Origin of the sequence: Streptomyces oryzae (assembly GCF_017676365.1) — a bacterium.
Lineage (GTDB): Bacteria > Actinomycetota > Actinomycetes > Streptomycetales > Streptomycetaceae > Streptomyces > Streptomyces oryzae.
Genome location: NZ_JADKMA010000169.1, coordinates 1 through 17279 on the forward strand (window position 1 = coordinate 1; position 17279 = coordinate 17279).

The 17279-nt window shown below is 71.2% G+C and carries 17 protein-coding genes; 9 read left to right on the forward strand and 8 right to left on the reverse strand.

Translation table 11 applies throughout. The features are described from left to right. The coding region (locus ITI46_RS26335) for a hypothetical protein (RefSeq protein ID WP_247746617.1) at window positions 1-412 on the forward strand (412 nt) is incomplete at its 5' end. Here the strand turns inward: ITI46_RS26335 and ITI46_RS26340 are convergent. Next, window positions 363-1163, reverse strand: coding sequence for a ferritin-like fold-containing protein (locus ITI46_RS26340; RefSeq protein ID WP_247746618.1), 801 nt, complete (start codon window positions 1161-1163; stop codon window positions 363-365). The genes ITI46_RS26335 and ITI46_RS26340 overlap by 50 nt on opposite strands. 531 nt (window positions 1164-1694) lie before the next feature. On the opposite strand from ITI46_RS26340, the gene ITI46_RS26345 reads away from it, so the two are divergent. Then, complete coding sequence (locus ITI46_RS26345; protein ID WP_209242392.1) at window positions 1695-3341, forward strand: DEAD/DEAH box helicase; 1647 nt, start codon at window positions 1695-1697, stop codon at window positions 3339-3341. Window positions 3342-3455: 114 nt separating this feature from the next. Continuing rightward, window positions 3456-4367: an alpha/beta fold hydrolase gene (locus ITI46_RS26350; protein ID WP_209242393.1), complete on the forward strand. Its 912-nt coding sequence runs from the start codon at window positions 3456-3458 to the stop codon at window positions 4365-4367. A 54-nt stretch (window positions 4368-4421) separates the two neighbouring features. On the opposite strand, the gene ITI46_RS26355 is transcribed toward ITI46_RS26350, so the two are convergent. Further along, entirely contained in the window at window positions 4422-5267 is an 846-nt protein-coding gene (locus tag ITI46_RS26355) for a PHP domain-containing protein (protein WP_209242408.1), read from the reverse strand. 74 nt (window positions 5268-5341) lie between these two features. Continuing rightward, complete coding sequence (locus tag ITI46_RS26360) at window positions 5342-5983, reverse strand: DUF6758 family protein (RefSeq protein ID WP_209242394.1); 642 nt, start codon at window positions 5981-5983, stop codon at window positions 5342-5344. A 227-nt stretch (window positions 5984-6210) separates the two neighbouring features. Between ITI46_RS26360 and ITI46_RS26365 the strand changes: the two genes are divergently transcribed. Beyond that, window positions 6211-7422: an MFS transporter gene (locus ITI46_RS26365; RefSeq protein ID WP_209242395.1), complete on the forward strand. Its 1212-nt coding sequence runs from the start codon at window positions 6211-6213 to the stop codon at window positions 7420-7422. Between the two features lie 56 nt (window positions 7423-7478). On the opposite strand, the gene ITI46_RS26370 is transcribed toward ITI46_RS26365, so the two are convergent. Next, window positions 7479-8072: a suppressor of fused domain protein gene (locus tag ITI46_RS26370; protein WP_209242396.1), complete on the reverse strand. Its 594-nt coding sequence runs from the start codon at window positions 8070-8072 to the stop codon at window positions 7479-7481. A 539-nt stretch (window positions 8073-8611) separates the two neighbouring features. Between ITI46_RS26370 and ITI46_RS26375 the strand changes: the two genes are divergently transcribed. Beyond that, window positions 8612-9742 carry a magnesium and cobalt transport protein CorA gene (locus ITI46_RS26375; protein WP_209242397.1) on the forward strand — a complete coding sequence of 377 codons (1131 nt, stop codon included), beginning with the start codon at window positions 8612-8614 and terminating at the stop codon, window positions 9740-9742. A gap of 9 nt (window positions 9743-9751) precedes the next feature. After that, window positions 9752-10315: a hypothetical protein gene (locus tag ITI46_RS26380; RefSeq protein ID WP_209242398.1), complete on the forward strand. Its 564-nt coding sequence runs from the start codon at window positions 9752-9754 to the stop codon at window positions 10313-10315. A gap of 129 nt (window positions 10316-10444) precedes the next feature. On the opposite strand, the gene ITI46_RS26385 is transcribed toward ITI46_RS26380, so the two are convergent. Next, complete coding sequence (locus ITI46_RS26385; RefSeq protein WP_209242399.1) at window positions 10445-11218, reverse strand: hypothetical protein; 774 nt, start codon at window positions 11216-11218, stop codon at window positions 10445-10447. Window positions 11219-11430: 212 nt separating this feature from the next. Between ITI46_RS26385 and ITI46_RS26390 the strand changes: the two genes are divergently transcribed. The 3 genes from ITI46_RS26390 (at window position 11431) to ITI46_RS26400 (ending at window position 14542) form a co-directional block, all read left to right on the forward strand. Continuing rightward, window positions 11431-12774: a magnesium transporter MgtE N-terminal domain-containing protein gene (locus tag ITI46_RS26390; protein WP_209242400.1), complete on the forward strand. Its 1344-nt coding sequence runs from the start codon at window positions 11431-11433 to the stop codon at window positions 12772-12774. Continuing rightward, the gene (locus ITI46_RS26395; RefSeq protein WP_209242401.1) at window positions 12767-13282 is read left to right on the forward strand and encodes a DUF1003 domain-containing protein; all 516 of its coding nucleotides are present in this window, start codon (window positions 12767-12769) and stop codon (window positions 13280-13282) included. The genes ITI46_RS26390 and ITI46_RS26395 overlap by 8 nt, the downstream gene beginning before the upstream one ends. Before the next feature lie 102 nt (window positions 13283-13384). After that, window positions 13385-14542: an Mrp/NBP35 family ATP-binding protein gene (locus tag ITI46_RS26400; protein WP_209242402.1), complete on the forward strand. Its 1158-nt coding sequence runs from the start codon at window positions 13385-13387 to the stop codon at window positions 14540-14542. A gap of 110 nt (window positions 14543-14652) precedes the next feature. On the opposite strand, the gene ITI46_RS26405 is transcribed toward ITI46_RS26400, so the two are convergent. The 3 genes from ITI46_RS26405 to ITI46_RS26415 all read right to left on the reverse strand — a co-directional run. Then, window positions 14653-15312 (reverse strand): hypothetical protein, encoded by a 660-nt coding sequence (locus ITI46_RS26405; protein WP_209242403.1) that lies wholly within the window; start codon window positions 15310-15312, stop codon window positions 14653-14655. Between the two features lie 223 nt (window positions 15313-15535). Continuing rightward, complete coding sequence (locus ITI46_RS26410) at window positions 15536-16054, reverse strand: sec-independent translocase (RefSeq protein WP_209242404.1); 519 nt, start codon at window positions 16052-16054, stop codon at window positions 15536-15538. 96 nt (window positions 16055-16150) lie between these two features. Continuing rightward, a partial coding sequence (locus ITI46_RS26415) for a S1C family serine protease (RefSeq protein ID WP_209242405.1) occupies window positions 16151-17279 on the reverse strand: 1129 nt, incomplete at its 5' end.

Here is a 17279-nt window from a genome sequence, read left to right on the forward strand (position 1 = left end):
GTCCCGCACCCGGCCCCACCCCGAGGAGGTCCTCATGATCTGGGAGGCTCTCGGCTCCGCAGCCCTTGGACTGGCCCTGGCTCTCGCCGCGGCCAGGCAGTTCCCCGAGCGGCTTCCCGACCGGCGGCTGGTGCTGGCGACGGGTCCCGTCGCCGCTCTCACCGGCGGTCTCATCAGCCACACCGTGCTGGGCCCCGGCAACTCACCGGTCATCTGGTGCGTCGCGCTGGGCTTCAGCGCGGCCCTGCTCTCGCTGCTGCTTCGGGACGAGTCGCGGGGACAGCGGCGGTGGCGCCAGGACGCACTGCCGGCCGCCCCGGCACCGGCCGCAGCGAGCGCCGGTCTCCGGCAGCACGCGGACTTCAGGCAGCAAGCCCCAGGGCGGCCATCCGCTTCGTATGGGCCTCGGTGATCCGGGAGAACATCTTGCCGACCTCCGCGAGGTCGAAGCCGTCGGCCACCCCGCCGACCAGCATGGTCGAGAGCGCGTCCCGGTCGGCCACCACCCGCTGGGCCTGGGAGAGCGCCTCCCCCATCAGCCGCCGCGCCCACAGGGCCAGCCGTCCGCCCACCCGCGGGTCGGCCTCGATGGCTGCGCGGACCTTCTCCACGGCGAAGCTGGAGTGCCCGGTGTCGTCCAGCACGCTCAGCACCAGGGCGCGGGTGTCGGCGTCCAGCCGCGAGGCGACCTCGCGGTAGAAGTCGGAGGCGATGGAGTCCCCGACATACGCCTTGATCAGCCCCTCCAGCCAGTCGGAGGGTGCGGTGAGCCGGTGGAAGTCGTCCAGCGCGGCGGCGAACGGCTCCATGGCGGCCGTGGGGTCCTCGTCGATCCGGGCCAGCTGTTCGCGCAGCTTCTCGAAATGGTGGAACTCGGCGGAGGCCATCGAGGCCAGCTCGGCCTTGTCCGCCAGGGAGGGCGCCAGCTTGGCGTCCTCGGCGAGCCGCTCGAAGGCCGCCAGCTCTCCGTAGGCCAGTGCCCCCAGCAGGTCCACGACCGCGGCGCGGTAGGTCGGGTCCGCCGATGCCTGCTCCCAGCTCTGGGTGGCGATCGAGGCGGCGGGCGCGTGCTCGGCGTCGTCGGCCCCGCTGCCGGCGGACCCGGCTGCGGCGGACTCGGCTGCGGCGGACTCGGCTGCGGCGGTCTTGTCAGGCGTCTCCATACCTCGCACGATAGCCCGCAACCGCAGGTCGGGAAGGACCGCTCCGATCCTCACCTGCCCCACGAGGGCTCAGGTGAGGTCGTACACAACGATTGCCCCGGTACAGATGCGCGGATCCGGGGTACAGTGATATTGGGTCCACCGAATGGAGTGGACCTGCTGCATGCATGTAATGCGGATGCCCGGTCGGTGGCCCGATCGGCTCCGACCCGACAGCCTTCCGCCGGCCGGCGCTCCCCGCGTCGGCCGTGCCGAGAGGGACCGCTCGCGCAAGTGAGGCGCTTGAGCGGGAGACAGTGGTCCCGCACCGCTAGGCGGGCCGCAACGACGGCCGCCTGGTCGCGGTAGATCCTCTCCTCGCTCCGTCGGCCCGCCCAGAAGCTGGGTCGGCCGGACGCCGTAGCCGCATTCGCGCGTCACACAGAAGAGGCAAGCATCCTGTCCACTACGTTCAGAGATCTCGGGATTCTGCCCGAGACCGCCGAGGCCCTCGAAGCCGTCGGCATCACGTCCCCCTTTCCGATCCAGGAGATGACGCTCCCGGTCGCCCTCGCCGGCACCGACGTCATCGGCCAGGCCAAGACCGGCACCGGCAAGACGCTGGGGTTCGGACTGCCGCTGCTGGAGTCGGTCACCGTCCCGGCCGATGTCGAGCTGGGCCGCGCCAAGCCCGAGGAACTCTCCGAGGCCCCGCAGGCGCTCGTCGTCGTGCCCACCCGTGAGCTGTGCCAGCAGGTGACGAACGACCTGCTCACCGCAGGCAAGGTGCGCAATGTCCGGGTCGTCTCGATCTACGGCGGGCGCGCCTACGAGCCCCAGGTCGAGGCCCTGAAGAAGGGCGTCGACGTGGTCGTCGGCACGCCCGGGCGGCTGCTGGACCTGGCCGGCCAGAAGAAGCTGCGGCTCTCCGAGATCAGGACGCTGGTCCTCGACGAGGCCGACGAGATGCTCGACCTGGGCTTTCTCCCCGATGTCGAGAAGATCATCGAGATGCTGCCGACCCGGCGCCAGACGATGCTCTTCTCCGCGACCATGCCCGGCCAGGTCATCTCGCTCGCCCGCCGCTACATGAGCCAGCCCACGCACATCCGCGCCACAGCGCCGGACGACGAGGGCCAGACGGTGGCGAACACCACACAGCACGTCTTCCGGGCCCACTCGATGGACAAGCCGGAGATGGTCTCCCGGATCCTGCAGGCCGAGGGCCGCGGCCTGGCGATGGTCTTCTGCCGTACGAAGCGCACGGCGGCCGATGTCGCCGAGCAGCTCTCGCGGCGCGGCTTCGCGGCCGGCGCGGTCCACGGCGACCTGGGCCAGGGGGCGCGCGAGCAGGCGCTGCGCGCGTTCCGCAACGGCAAGGTCGATGTGCTGGTGTGCACGGATGTCGCAGCCCGCGGTATCGACGTCGACAACGTCACCCACGTGATCAACTACCAGACGCCCGAGGACGAGAAGACCTATCTGCACCGCATCGGCCGCACCGGCCGCGCGGGCAACTCCGGCATCGCGGTCACGCTGGTCGACTGGGACGACATCCCGCGCTGGCAGCTGATCAACAAGGCGCTGGACCTGGACTTCAACGACCCGGAGGAGACCTACTCCACCTCGCCGCACCTGTACGAGGCGCTGGGCATCCCCAAGGAGGCCAAGGGCATCCTGCCGCGTGCCGAGCGCACCCGGGCGGGGCTCGCGGCCGAGGAGATCGAGGACCTGGGCGAGCCGGGCGGCCGGTCCGCCGGGAAGTCCGGCAGGTCAGCGGGGTCCGCCGAGCGCACGCGCCCGGAGCGCAAGCCCCGCCAGCGGCGGCGCACGCGCGGCGCTCTGCGCGCCGGTGAGGCGGGTGGCGCCGCAAGCGCCGGCAGTGCCGGTCACGAGGCCGCCGCCGCGGCCGGGAGCGCTGCTGAGCAGGCCGTGGCCACCGCCGAGGGCGCCGCGAGCGCCGAGGCGGGCGAGGGTGGCACCGCCACCCGCAAGCCGCGCCGTCGTCGGCGCACCCGGGCCGGGGCCGCCACCTCCGAGGCCGGGGCGCAGGCCCCCGCCGCCAAGGAGGGCGACGAGGCCGGCCAGGCTGCTGTCGCCACTCAGGAGGCCCCGCGCAAGCCCCGCCGCCGCAGGACCCGATCCGGCGCGAGCAGCCGCACGGCCGGAACGACGGCGCAGCAGTCGGCGGAGAGCTGACCCGCCGCACACACCGCACACGGCCCGGCACCCCTTGAGGGCGCCGGGCGGTGTGCTGTTGCGGGGGGGGCTGCCGTTGGTGCCCTGGAGGGCGACCGAGGGTAGCGTCATGGCATGAGCAAGCCCCCGTTTCTCGCGCTGCCCGCGGGCGTGCGCGCGTACCGAATGGCCACTGCGCGCGGGGAGTTCGCCGTGCACGACACGGGTGGCGCGCCCGGCGCGGGCCGCACCGCGCGTACCGTGCTGCTGCTGCCCGGGTTCACGGGCAGCAAGGAGGACTTCATCGGGCTGCTGGAGCCGCTGGCGCAGGCGGGGTTCCGGGCCGTGGCGGTGGACGGACGGGGGCAGTTCGAGACGGGCGGGCCGCACGAGGAGACCGCCTACGCACAGGCCGAACTCGCCCGGGACGTACACGCAATCGCCGCTGTCCTGGACGCCGAGCGGCCAGGCCCTGTGCATCTGCTGGGCCACTCGCTGGGCGGCCTGGTCGCGCGCGCGGCAGTGCTGCTGGACACCGCGCCGTTCGCCTCGCTGACGCTGATGAGCAGTGGGCCCGCGGCTGTCTCGCCGTCCCAGCAGGAGCGCGTCAGGCTGCTGCTGAGCGCGATGGAGATCATGAGCATGCCGGCGATCTGGGAGGCCATGCAGGAGCTCGACCAGTCGGTCGGCTCGGCCGGTGAGGCGCCGTACTCGCCGCTGGAGGCCGAGGAGGCGTCGGCGGCGATGGAGGAGTTTCTGCGCCGCCGCTGGCTGGCCAACGTTCCCGCGCAACTGTCCGCGACGGGAGCGCAGTTGCTCGGCGAGCCGGACCGGGTCGGCGAACTGGCCGCGCTCGGGTTGCCGTTCCACGTCGTGTCCGGCGCGGAGGACGACGCCTGGCCGGTGCCGCTGCTGGACGGGATGGCCGAACGGCTCGGCGCCCGCCGTACCGTCGTCGCCGGCACGGGCCACTCCCCCAACGCCGAGCGGCCCGAGCAGACCGCGCGGGCCCTGGTGGACTTCTGGCTCAGCCTTCGCACTGATTAACCGGGCGATACCAGGCAATACCAGGCAGGTCCACGATGACGAGTCGGGGCCGTCTCAGCCCGTGATGGGTGCGGCGCCTGAGGCGCGTGCGGCGATCTCGGCGTACACCTCGGGCGCGGTCGTGAAGTCGCCGAGGGCGATGGGCTTGCGGCTGCCGTGGTAGTCGCTGGAGCCGGTGGCCAGCAGTCCGAGCTCATCGGCGAGCGCGTGCAGCCGCTTACGGGTCTCGGGGACGTGGTCGGCGTGGTCGGCCTCGATGCCGTCGAGTCCGGCCTCCGCCAGCTGTCCTATCGCACTCTCGGGGACGCACTGGCCGCGCTTGGCGGCCAGTGGGTGCGCGAAGACGGCGACGCCGCCCGCGCCCTTGATCAGCCGCAGCGCGTCGAACGGATCCAGTTCGTGCTTGCTGACGTAGGCGCGGCCGTCGTTCGCGATCCACTCCTCGGTGAAGGCGTCGGAGACCGTCTCGATGACGCCCTGCTCCACCATGGCCGCCGCGATGTGCGGGCGGCCCACCGAGCCGTCGCCCGCGATGCGCAGGACCTGTTCCCAGCTGACGGGAACCCCCAGCTCGCGCAGCTTGCCCACCATCGCCCGGGCGCGCGGCACCCGGTCGTCCCGTACCAGCTCGCGTTCCCTGGCCAGTTCGGGCTCGGCCGGGTCGAAGAGGTAGGCGAGCATGTGCAGGCTGACGCCGTCCAGCCGGCAGGAGAGCTCGGCGCCCGTCACCAGTGTGAGCCCGGCGGGCAGCGCGGCGGCGGCCTCGGCGTGCCCTGCCACGGTGTCGTGGTCGGTGAGCGCCACCACGTCCAGCCCGGCAGTCGCGGCGTTGCGCACCAGCTCGGCGGGGGTGTCGGTGCCGTCCGATGCGGTGGAGTGGGTGTGCAGGTCGATGCGCACTTCGACGGGCTCCGAAAGGTGGACGGCGGGGCATGACGGGCTCATGACGAGCGCTCACCAGGATAGCCGTACCGTCAGGACGAGATCAGGCGCGGGGAGAGCGCCCCGCAGGGCACCAGCTCCACCTCGGCCCCCGCGTCCCGCAGGTCGGTCAGCACGAGTTCGTCGTAGAGCAGCAGCCCGGACTCCTGGGGCCAGACGATGGCCCACAGCCACAGCCCGCACGCCTCACCAGCGAAGACGGCGCGGTCCGCGGGCGCACCGCTGACGTGCCAGAGGGGGGTGGGATGGCCCGCGGCATGGACCTTGGCCTGCGGTGGCTTGCCCGCGCAGATGGCGGGCCCGGGGTCAGGCCCGTCGATTCCGGCGTAGCGGGCGCCGAGGCCGACGCCCAGCTCCTCGGCGATCAGCAGCAGTTCACCAGGGCCACCGAGCGGTGCGGGTCCCGAGCAGGCGACGGCGGTGGCGCGGCCGCCGCTTCTGTCGTCGCCCGCGCAGGCCACGCCGGTGAACAGCCAGCCGACGGGCAGTGGCCAGGGCATCCATACGGGCACCTGGGTGCGGCCCACCACGACGGCGAGCGCTTCGACGCTGGGCGGGAGGACCGGCTGGAGCGGGTGCACGGCGCCGTGTACGCCGCACTGCCAGGTGTCGGCGAAGAGACCGGGCGCCCTGACCCGGCCACCGCACTTCGGGCAACTGGGTTCGCCCCTCATGGGCCCTAACGGTCCTACCGGGCCGCCCTCCCGTCAAGGACGATCACCCACCCGGAGCCGGGGCCTTGGCAGCACTGACGGTGATGGGCACGGAGAAAGAGGCGATGACCTGCTGATCATATAGATGCAGCTTGCACTAATTAGACTGTCTAATTTATCGTGTGTACACCCCAACCATTTCGCCGACGAGACCGTCGAGGCCATCGAGACCACAAGGAGCAGCAGGCATGAGCGGTGATCCGTTCGACGAGGGCGGAGGCAGTCTTCTCCGGCAGCCGAAGGCGGTATGGGCCACGGCCGGTGCGTCCGTCGTCGCCTTCATGGGCATCGGCCTGGTCGACCCGATCCTCCCCTCCATCGCGAAGGGCCTGGAGGCGACTCCCAGCCAGGTCTCCCTCCTGTTCACCTCGTACTTCCTGATCACCGCCGTGGCGATGCTGGTCACCGGCTTCGTCTCCAGCCGGATCGGCGGCCGCAAGACGCTGCTGCTCGGGCTGGCGCTGGTGGTGATATTCGCCGGGCTGTCCGGCAGCTCGCACTCCGTCGGAGAACTGGTCGGCTTCCGCGCGGGGTGGGGACTGGGCAACGCCCTCTTCGTCTCGACGGCGCTCGCAGTGATCGTCGGCGCAGCGGCAGGAGGCAGCGCTGCGGCGATTCTGCTGTACGAGTCGGCACTGGGCCTCGGGATGGCCTGCGGACCGCTGCTGGGCGCCGTTCTGGGTGACGCGAGCTGGCGGTTTCCGTTCTTCGGTACGGCCGCGCTGATGGCGATCGGCTTCCTCGCCATCACCGCGTTCCTCAAGGAGCAGCCGAGGCCCGCACGGAAGACCTCGCTGCTCGACCCGGTCAAGGCGCTCGGCCACGGCGGGCTGGCCTCGGCGGCGGTCTCGGCGTTCTTCTACAACTACGCCTTCTTCACCGTGCTGGCGTTCACCCCGTTCGTGCTGAACATGTCGCCCTACCGCTCCGGTGCGGTCTTCTTCGCCTGGGGTGTGCTGCTGGCGGTCTTCTCCGTACTGATCGCACCACGGCTCCAGGAGCGGTTCGGCTCGCTGCGGGTGCTGGGTGCCTCGCTGGTGCTCATGGCCGTCGACCTGGTGGTGCTGGGATACGGCGACCACATGGTGGCCATCGCCTGCACCGTGGTCTCCGGTGCCTTCACCGGGGTCAACAACACCGTGTACACCGAGCTGGCTCTCGGGGTCTCGGACGCGCCCCGGCCCGTGGCCAGTGCCGGCTACAACTTCGTCCGCTGGTTCGCCGCCGCCGCGGCGCCCTTTCTGGCGCCGAAGATCGAGGAGTGGGCGGACATCCATGTCCCGTTCCTGGTCGCCGCGTTTGCCGCGCTGGTGGGCGCGGCCATTGTGGGAGTCCGGCGCGGGTCCCTGACGACGGAGGCCGAGGAATTGTTGCCCGTCCCCGCCGAGGCCGCGGCCTGAGCCGTCCGGGATTCACGAAGGGGTCGCCAAGGGGTCGCTACGGGACCACTACGGGGTCACTCCCCCAGCGGCACCGGCCCGCGCAGCGGATCGCGGAGGTCCGTCTCGTGGCGCAGCCAGCGCTCGTGCAGCGCGTCCGCGCCGTGGACGCGCTTCCACGCGGCCTCTGTCGGCGTCATGGGCAGCAGCGGCAGAAAACGGACCGGGTCACGGGGAGCGTCGAGCGCCAAGTCCTCGACCAGGCCACCGGGTTCGGCGACCAGTACGGAGGTGAAGGGCGCCCCGGGCCACAGCGGTTCGCCGGTGTCCAGGGAGGCGCCAGGAGCGACGACGACGCCCTCCACCTGCGGCGAGGCCGCCAGCACCGCCAGGGGCCGCAGCACCTTGTCCGTATCGGCGACGCCGGCCCTTACGGTCAGCAGCAGTTCGGCGCGGGGCCCCACCTCGGGGTCGGCCAGCGCCTGGGCCGGGTCGGTCATCGGTGCGGCCGACATGCCGAGAGTGGCGTAACGCACAGTGCCGGCCTCGGCGTCAAGGAACCGCAGCACTTCGATGCGTTCGGTACCCAGAAAGGTGACGGAGGCGCGCGCTTCGGGCTCGCCGAAGGCCCAGCGCAGCCGGGAGTCGACCAGGGTCAGGACGTCGTTCATCCGGCGAGCATAGAGCGCGGTACGACCGCGCCCAGGCCCGGCTCCGGTGCGGCACCGGTATGTAAGGAGGCGGCAAAGGGCTGCCGGGATCGGGCGCGACGGGCACGAGGACCGTATGTGCAGTGCTACCGTTGTCTGCCGGTCAAGGCGTGTACACATCGTCCCCCACAGGGGCCCGGCCGGAGGAGGTGGGACTGACATGGATCCGAGTCGACCGTGCAGTACCAGCCGCTCTTCCTGCCCGGTAGCGACCGCGCCACTCAGGCCCTGATCTCCTCTCAGTCCTGATCTCCAGCGGCCAGGGGCGCACTCTCCCCCCACGACCGAATGCCGGTTCCCATCGGGGTGCGCACGGCGGAAGAGCGTCCGCGTTTCGCAGTTTCGCATTGTTCCGTCTGTCAGCAATCGCCGTCGTCACGGCTTGCGTGTGGTGCCCGCTTTGCGGACCTCCGGGTGGTGGCCCGTAGGCCCCCGTTCCGGGCAGCACGACGCCCCGGCCTGCGTCACGGCGGCATGACACGGCACCGTGGAGGGGCCTCATGTCGATGATCCGAGAGCTGCGCGCCGCAGTGCGCCCGGCCCTGCGCAGGGACAGCCGTCCGGGATACGGCGTCGGATACGAGCGCGTCAGTGCGGCGGGCACCTGCAGCGCCGTCGTGGACTGCGGCGTCTACCTGGACGGCCGCCGCGCCCCCGAACAGCTCACCCCGGCGCAGGCGCTGCGCAAGGTGCGCTCGCCGGAGGGGCACAGCAGGCACGGATTCGTGTGGATCGGACTGCACGAGCCCACGGAGGAGGAGTTCTCCGGTATCGCCCAGGAGTACGGGCTGCACCCGCTGGCCGTCGAGGACGCGGTGCACGCGCACCAGCGCCCGAAGCTGGAGCGGTACGACGAGAGCCTGTTCACCGTCTTCAAGACGGTGCACTACGTGGAGCACGCCGAACTGACCGCCAACAGCGAGGTGGTGGAGACCGGCGAGGTGATGTGCTTCACCGGCCGGGACTACATCATCACCGTCCGGCACGGTGGCCAGGGCTCGCTGCGAGCGCTGCGGCACCGGCTGGAGGACGACCCCGAGCTGCTGAGCAAGGGACCCTCGGCCGTGCTGCACGCCATCGCCGACCAGACCGTGGACGGCTATCTGGCGGTGGCCGACGCCGTGCAGGACGACATCGACGAGGTGGAGATCGATGTCTTCTCCGACCGCTCGGGCAGCGGCAGGCGCGGCGGCGACGCGGGCCGGATCTACCAGCTCAAGCGCGAGGTGCTGGAGTTCAAGCGCGCAGTCTCCCCGCTGATGCGCCCGCTGCAGACGCTGAGCGAGCGGCCGGTGCGGCTGATCGACCCGGACATCCAGAAGTACTTCCGCGACGTGGCCGACCACCTCACCCGCGTCAACGAGCAGGTGCTGGGCTTCGACGACCTGCTCAACTCCATCCTCCAGGCCAACCTCGCCCAGGCGACGGTCGCGCAGAACGAGGACATGCGGAAGATCACCGCGTGGGCCGCCATCTTCGCGGTGCCGACGATGATCGCCGGGATCTACGGCATGAACTTCGACTACATGCCAGAGACGGACTGGAAGTACGGCTACCCGGCGGTGCTGCTGCTGATCGTCGCCATCTGTTACGGCATCCACCGGGGCTTCAAGCGCAACGGCTGGCTGTAGCCTGCGGCTATGAGCGTGACGCCGCAGCAGCCCGGCAACCGTCCGGCTCCCGACAACCACCTGGACCGCGCGCTGATCGAGGAGACGGCGAAGAAGTCCGGGCTCGTATGGGTACGCGGCCCCCAGGGGCCGGCGCGTGGCCTGTGGCACGTATGGCACGAGGGGGCGGTGTGCCTGGTCGGCGACGGCTCCCTCGAACAGCCGCTCGCCGACCTTGGGCTGACGGACGGGGGCTCTGCCACGGTCAGCGTGCGCGGCAAGGACAAGGGCGCCCGGCTCGTCGCCTGGCCCGCGCGGGTACGGGAGCTGCCGCCGCACGGCGAGGAGTGGGAGGCGGCCGTCGGTGAGCTGAAGGGCAAGCGGCTCAACGCGCCGGATGCCGACACCATGACCGAGCGCTGGGCGCGGGAGAGCCGCGTTTTGCGGTTGGAGCCGGCGGGTGATGCGGTGGAGCGGCCCGGGGCGATGCCGGGCCGCTCCCTTGCGGCGCCGCCGTTGGTGACCTCGGTGACTACGCGGCGGGCGCAGCCTGTGGGGTTGCCGCGGTTGCTTTTTCGGCGGCGGCGCGGTTAGGGGCTTCGCCTTTTCCGGGGAGGGGCTGCCCCTGTGCGTTTTCTGCGGTCTGCGGGTTGTTTGTGGCTGGGCGCGCCCCGCGGCGGAGCCGCATATCAGCACAGTCCCGCGCCCCTTCGGGGTGCCTTCTCAGCCGCCGTGTTGGTCGGGGGAGATTTGTTTGCCGTAGTCGACGGTTTCGTTCTTTTTCGGGGCGTGCAGGGCGAAGCTGTCGTTCCAGTCGCTCAGCTGTACCGTGCCGGCGCCGCCGGCGCGGCGGAGCCGTAGTGGGTAGGGCGTTCCCTCGAGTGAGACGTCAACGGTGCCGCCGCGGCCCTTGCCCGCTGTGACCCGGATCGTGCGGGTGCCGGCCACGGTGGAGCGCTCCCCCTTCTCGCGCTTGCCGTCCATGGTCAGCAGCCCGTCCAGGAGGGTGCTCATGTCGGTGAAGACGCTCAACTGCTTGTAGGCGGGGTCCTGTTCGGGGACCTTGACGTACTTGCCCTTGAGCTTGGCCGCCGCGGCGATGTCGCTCTTGCCTGGCTTCTTGCCGCCTTCCTGCCGGGCCCAGAAGCCGGTGCCCGCCTTGAGGTACAGGTCGCGGCCCTTGCGCAGCAGCTGGAAGGTGGAACCGCCCTCGGCCGAGACCTCGCCAATGCCGCCGCTGCTGCTCAGCCGCATCTTGAGGCGGTAGGTCTGTCCCTTGCTGACGACGTTGCCGGAGACCCGTACGGCCTTGGCCCGCTCGGCCGCCGTCTTCGCCTTCCGCTCGATCTTCGCCGCCGACAGCTTTCCGACCCCGTTGGTGCCCGCGTCCGGGTCCTCGTCGCCTCCTCCTCCGCACCCGCTCAGTGCCGTACTCGCTCCGACGCAGACGAGAGCGAGCAGCGCTGCACGCCGTGGTGCGCGGGCGCGTCCAGTCACGAGGCGTTCCTCCTGTGGTCGGCGACGGCAGACGGCACCCTACCCGGACGGAAGCGGCTCCCCGGAAGGCAGCCGTCCGGAGCACCGGCTGCGACGGCTGTGGCGTCGGTCACGCTAGCCTGAAAGCGGCAAATCCATGCAAGAGTGCTGTAAAGCCGTAAAGGATCTGGACGTGACGACCGGTCGGTGCGGCCGAGGAGGGCAGGCGGCTGATGGCAGCGAGCGCTCCCCGGGTCTTCGTCTCCCACCTGGCCGGTGTCCCCGTCTTCGACCCCAACGGTGACGAGCTGGGCAGGGTCCGCGACGTGGTCGCCCTGCTGGGCGGCCGGCGGCGGCTGCCCAGCGTGCTCGGACTGGTGGTGGAGGTCGTCAGCAGACGCCGGGTCTTCCTGCCGATGACCCGGGTGACGGGCGTGGAGTCCGGCCAGGTCATCACCACCGGGGTGTTCAACATCCGGCGCTTCGAGCGCCGCCCCAACGAGCGGCTGATCCTCGGTGAGCTGCTGGACCGCCAGGTGACCCTCCTGGAGACGGGCGAGGAGGTGACCGTGCTCGACGTCGGCCTCCAGCGGCTGCCGGCCCGCCGCGACTGGGAGATCGACCGGCTGTTCGTACGCAAGGGGCGCAAGGGGCGCAAGGGCGGCGGGCTGCGCGGCAGGCGCGGTGAGACGCTCACCGTGGAGTGGGACGCGGTGACCGGCTTCAATCTGGAGGAGCCCGAGCAGGGCACCGCCAACCTGCTGGCCACCTTCGAACAGCTGCGCCCCGCGGACCTGGCCAACGTCCTGCACCACCTCTCCGAGAAGCGCCGCGCCGAGGTGGCGGCCGCACTCCACGACGACCGGCTCGCCGACGTACTGGAGGAGCTGCCGGACGACGACCAGGTGGAGATCATCGGCAAGCTCGCCGACGAACGTGCCGCACTCGTCCTGGAGGCCATGGACCCGGACGACGCGGCCGACCTGCTGGGCGAGCTGCCCGAGGAGGACAAGGACCGCCTGCTGGATCTGATGCAGCCCCAGGAGGCTGCCCCGGTGCGGCGGCTGCTCAGCTACGAGGAGGGCACGGCGGGCAGCCTGATGACAACCGAGCCGATCGTGCTGCGTCCGGACGCCAGCGTCGCGGAAGCACTGGCCCGGGTGCGCAACGAGGACCTGTCCGCACCGCTGGCCTCCCAGGTCTATGTGTGCCGTCCCCCGGACGAGACACCGACCGGTCGGTATCTGGGCGTCGTGCACTTCCAACGGCTGCTGCGGGAGCCGCCGTTCGCGCTCGTGGGCGCCCTCGTGGACGCCGATCTGCGACCGCTGCCGCCCACGGCTTCGGTGTCCGCGCTGACGAGCCATCTGGCGGCCTACAACATCGTCTCGGCGCCCGTGGTGGACGAGGGCGGCCATCTGCTGGGCGCCGTCACGGTGGACGACGTGCTGGACGAGCTGCTGCCGGAGGACTGGCGGGAGGAGGCGGCCGTGGTCGGGCTGCCCGGCTTCAGCCCCGGGACGCAGCCCGGCGACGAGGAGCAGCCGGCGTACGGGAGGGGGCAGCGCGATGGCTGAGCGGGAGAGGCCCCGGCTGGACGTACCGCGTGCACCTCGGCGGCCCCTGCTGCCCACCTACGACCCGGAGGTGTTCGGCCAGTTCTCGGAGCGGATCGCCCGCTTCATCGGCACCGGCCGCTTCCTGCTGTGGATGACGGTCGTGATCATCGTGTGGGTGGCCTGGAACATCCTCGCGCCCGCGGGGTGGAAGTTCGACGAGTACCCGTTCATCTTTCTCACCCTCGCCCTCTCCCTCCAGGCGTCCTACGCCGCCCCGCTCATCCTCCTGGCGCAGAACCGCCAGGACGACCGGGACCGGGTCAATCTGGAGCAGGACCGCAAGCGCAACGAGCGCAGCATCGCCGACACCGAGTACCTCACCCGCGAGATCGCCGCCCTGCGGATGGGCCTGGGCGAGGTCGCCACCCGGGACTGGATCCGCTCGGAGCTGGCCGAACTGGCCAAGGAGCTGGAACGGGGCGAGCCTGAGCCCGCGGGGGCCGTAGAGAGTGACCAAGACCGCTGACCGGCCGCTTAGGAGAGCCCACCTACTCGGCCGTACCGCCCACCCGTCACCCGACCCCCGCCCCTTAACCGACGCGCTACGCGCGGCCGTACCATTTGAGTCATGGCTACCGAGACCCAGGAAACCACCCCCACCGAAGACGCGGTGCGTGCGGCGCTCGCGACGGTGAACGACCCGGAGATCCACCGGCCGATCACCGACCTGGGGATGGTCAAATCCATCGATATCGCGCCTGATGGCGCGGTCGACGTCGGGGTCTATCTGACGGTCTCCGGCTGTCCGCTGCGCGAGACCATCACCGCGAACGTGACCGAGGCCGTACAGCGCGTGCCCGGTGTCACCTCGGTCGGCGTCGAGCTGGACGTGATGAGTGACGAGCAGCGCCGCGAGCTGGCCGCCTCGCTGCGCGGCGGCAAGGCCGAGCGCGAGATCCCCTTCGCCCAGCCCGGCTCGCTGACCCGCGTCTACTGCGTGGCCTCCGGCAAGGGCGGCGTCGGCAAGTCCTCGGTGACCGTGAACCTGGCCGCCGCGCTGGCCGCCGATGGCTTGAAGGTCGGCGTGGTGGACGCCGACATCTACGGCCACTCCGTCCCCCGGATGCTGGGCACGGACGGGCGGCCCACCCAGGTCGAGGACATGATCATGCCGCCGTCCGCACACGGCGTGAAGGTCATCTCGATCGGCATGTTCACCCCGGGCAACGCCCCGGTGGTCTGGCGCGGCCCGATGCTGCACCGTGCGCTTCAGCAGTTCCTCGCCGACGTCTACTGGGGCGACCTGGACGTGCTGCTGCTCGACCTGCCGCCCGGCACCGGCGACATCGCCATCTCGGTCGCCCAGCTGGTCCCGAACGCGGAGATCCTGGTGGTGACGACCCCGCAGCAGGCGGCGGCCGAGGTTGCCGAGCGCGCGGGCTCCATCGCGGTGCAGACCCACCAGAAGATCGTCGGCGTGATCGAGAACATGTCCGGCATGCCTTGCCCGCACTGCGACGAGATGGTCGACGTCTTCGGCACCGGCGGCGGCAAGCAGGTTGCCGAGGGCCTGACGCGTACGACCGGCGCCGAGGTGCCGGTGCTGGGCGGCATCCCGATCGACATCCGGCTGCGCGAGGGCGGCGACGAGGGCAAGCCGGTGGTCCTCAGCGACCCGGACTCCCCCGCGGGCAAGGCGCTGCGCACGGTCGCCGACAAGCTCGGCTCCCGGCAGCGCGGCCTGTCGGGCATGTCGCTGGGCCTCACCCCGAGCAACAAGTTCTGACGGCCCCGGCCTGCAACTCACCGCACGGCCCCCGTACGGAGGACTCCGTACGGGGGCCGTGCGCTTGCCCGGAAAGCGGGTTCCCTGTCCGGGAACGCGGTGCGGGGCGCTCAGCCCTGCTGCTCGTAGTCGGTGATGTCCTTCACCACGGCGAAGCCGAGGCCGTAGGCGCTCATCCCGCGCCCGTACGCGCCCAGGTGGACGCCCTCCTGTGCCGAGCCGGCGAGCACCCAGCCGTACTCGGACTCCCGGTAGTGGAAGTCGGTCGGCACCCCGTCCACCGGCAGCGAGAGGGTGCTCCAGCCGGAGCCGTCCAGATCGTCCGCGAGCTCCCAGGCGACGCTCGTCTGCTGGTCGAGCCAGTCCTGGCGCAGGCTGCGGTCCATCTCCAGCGGGAAGCTGCACGAGAGCAGCCCCGAGCCCGCCAGCCAGGCGGCGGTCGAGACGGAGGTGGCCTCCAGCGTTCCGGTGCCGTCGGCGCTGCGCCGCACCGGGCGGCTGGCGAGGGTGACGACCACGGCGAAGCTCTGGTCCTCAGGAGTGGTCTCGGCGCGGAGGGAGGGCTCCTCGCCGTGGCCGGTTGAGCCGTGCTCGACCGTGCCGTCGGCCGCCGTACCGACCTGCATCAGCCAGCGTGGCCCGGTGAAGGCCGCGTCCAGGCCGTACCACGGAAAGGCAGCCATCAGATAGTCGTCCACCGCCCGCCGCGCGCTCGGTACCCCCTGCGCGGCGGGCCCGGATTCACCGGCTAGCCGACTCGTCGTCTCCATCTGTGCGACGCCTCCTCATTGCCCTGTTGCCTGGGCAGCCGAGCTCCTCGGACGGCGACCCCCGACACTGGGAGGATAGCCACACCGGTCCGCCGTGTCGGTCATGCCCGGTGGATCAGGACGCGGTACGGGTGGCGAGATGGACGGCAAACGCCGTAGATGTCCCAAGTGGCGGGAACGCCGAGGTGACGTGATCGTTGCCTGATGAGGCATCAGGTGAGGGTCAGGTCGCGTCCGCGTCGAACGGCGGCGGGTCACTCTTGCGCAGCACGTCCCCTTGCACCGGTCGGCCGTTCACCCCGTCGGAGTCGCGCTTGGTGAGGTCAGGTGCCTGCTGCCCGGTGCCCTGGACGCTCTTCTTGGCCGTGTCGAGCTTGTTCGAGCCGCCGTTTCGGCCGGCGCCGTTGCTCCCGCTGTCGGTGCCGTTGACCGCGTCGGTGACTTCGGCCAGATCCTTGCGCAGGTCAAAGCTGTTGGTGATCTCCTTGATGCCCAGGTCGTCGTTGTCCAGCAGATGCTTGCGCGCGAACGTCTTGGGATTCAGGTCCTCGAACTCGAAGTCCTTGAACTCCGGTCCCAGCTCGTTCCTGATGTCCTCCTTCGCGCTGTCGGAGAACTGACGCACCTTACGGATGAACGCGGCAACGTCCTGGATCACCTTGGGGAGCTTCTCGGGGCCGAACACCAGCACCGCGAGCACGATGAGCGCGACCAGCTCCAGTGGTCCTATATCGAAGAACACCGCGCAGCTCCCTCACTCCGTCCACTGCTCTTGCAGCCAGATGTCACGGTACCCGCCCATCGCCCGCAAGCGGGAGCCCGCCCTCTCACCCGCCGGTCAGCCCGTGGCGGAGCCGAGCGTCAGCCGCACCGTGCGCTGCTCACCGTCCGAGCCGCCACGCCGGACGGTCAGCTCCAGCTTCTCGCCCGGACGGTGGCTGCGGATCCGGACGATCAGCTCTTCACCGCTGGTCACCAGCTTGCCGCCGACCTTGGTGATCACATCGCCCTCCTCGAGCCCCGCCTTGTCCGCCGGTCCGTCCCGAACGACCGCCGGGCCGTGTCCGCCAGCGCCGCCGATCCGGGCACCCTCGCCCTCGTACTCGGTGTCGAGGGAGACGCCGATCACCGGGTGAGTGGCCCGGCCCTCGTTGATCAGCTCCTCCGCCACCCTGCGGGCCTGGTTGACCGGGATGGCGAACCCCAGGCCGACACTGCCCGACCCGCCGCCCTCGCCGTCGGGCAGCCCCGAGTCGCCGCCCGCGCCCTTGATCGCGCTGTTCACCCCGACGACCCGGCCCCGGCTGTCCACCAGCGGGCCGCCCGAGTTGCCGGGGTTTATCGGGGCGTCCGTCTGCAGCGCGTCCACATAGCTGAGCTCGCTGCCCGGCTCCTCGCCGCCCGCCGTGATGGGCCGCTCGGTGGCGCTGACGATCCCGGTGGTGACCGTGCCGTCCAGGTCGAAGGGGGCGCCGAAGGCGATGACGGGGTCACCGACGCGGACCGCGTCGGAGTTGCCCAGCGGCAGCGGGGTGAGCCCCGAGACGCCGGAGACCTTGACGACGGCCAGGTCGTAGCCGCTGTCGCTGCCGATCACCTCGCCGGTCGCCGTCTGGCCGCCGTTGAAGGTGACCCGGACCCCGTCGCCGCCCTTGGCGGACTCGACGACGTGGTTGTTGGTGAGGATGTGGCCGCGCCGGTCCAGTACGAACCCGGTGCCGGTCGCCTCGGCACCGCCGCCGCGCGCGTGCAGCGTGACGACGCCGGGCAGGGTCTGCCGGGCGATCCCCGCGATGCTGCCCTTGGGCCGCTCGCCGCCCTCCCCCGCCGGGCCTGCGGCGGTCTGCGGCAGCCGCACATCGCTCACACCGCCATTCCGCTCCACATACGCCCCGATGACCCCTCCCGCACCCCCGGCCAGCAGCACCAGCACCAGCACGCCGACCGCGATACGCGACCCGCGCCAT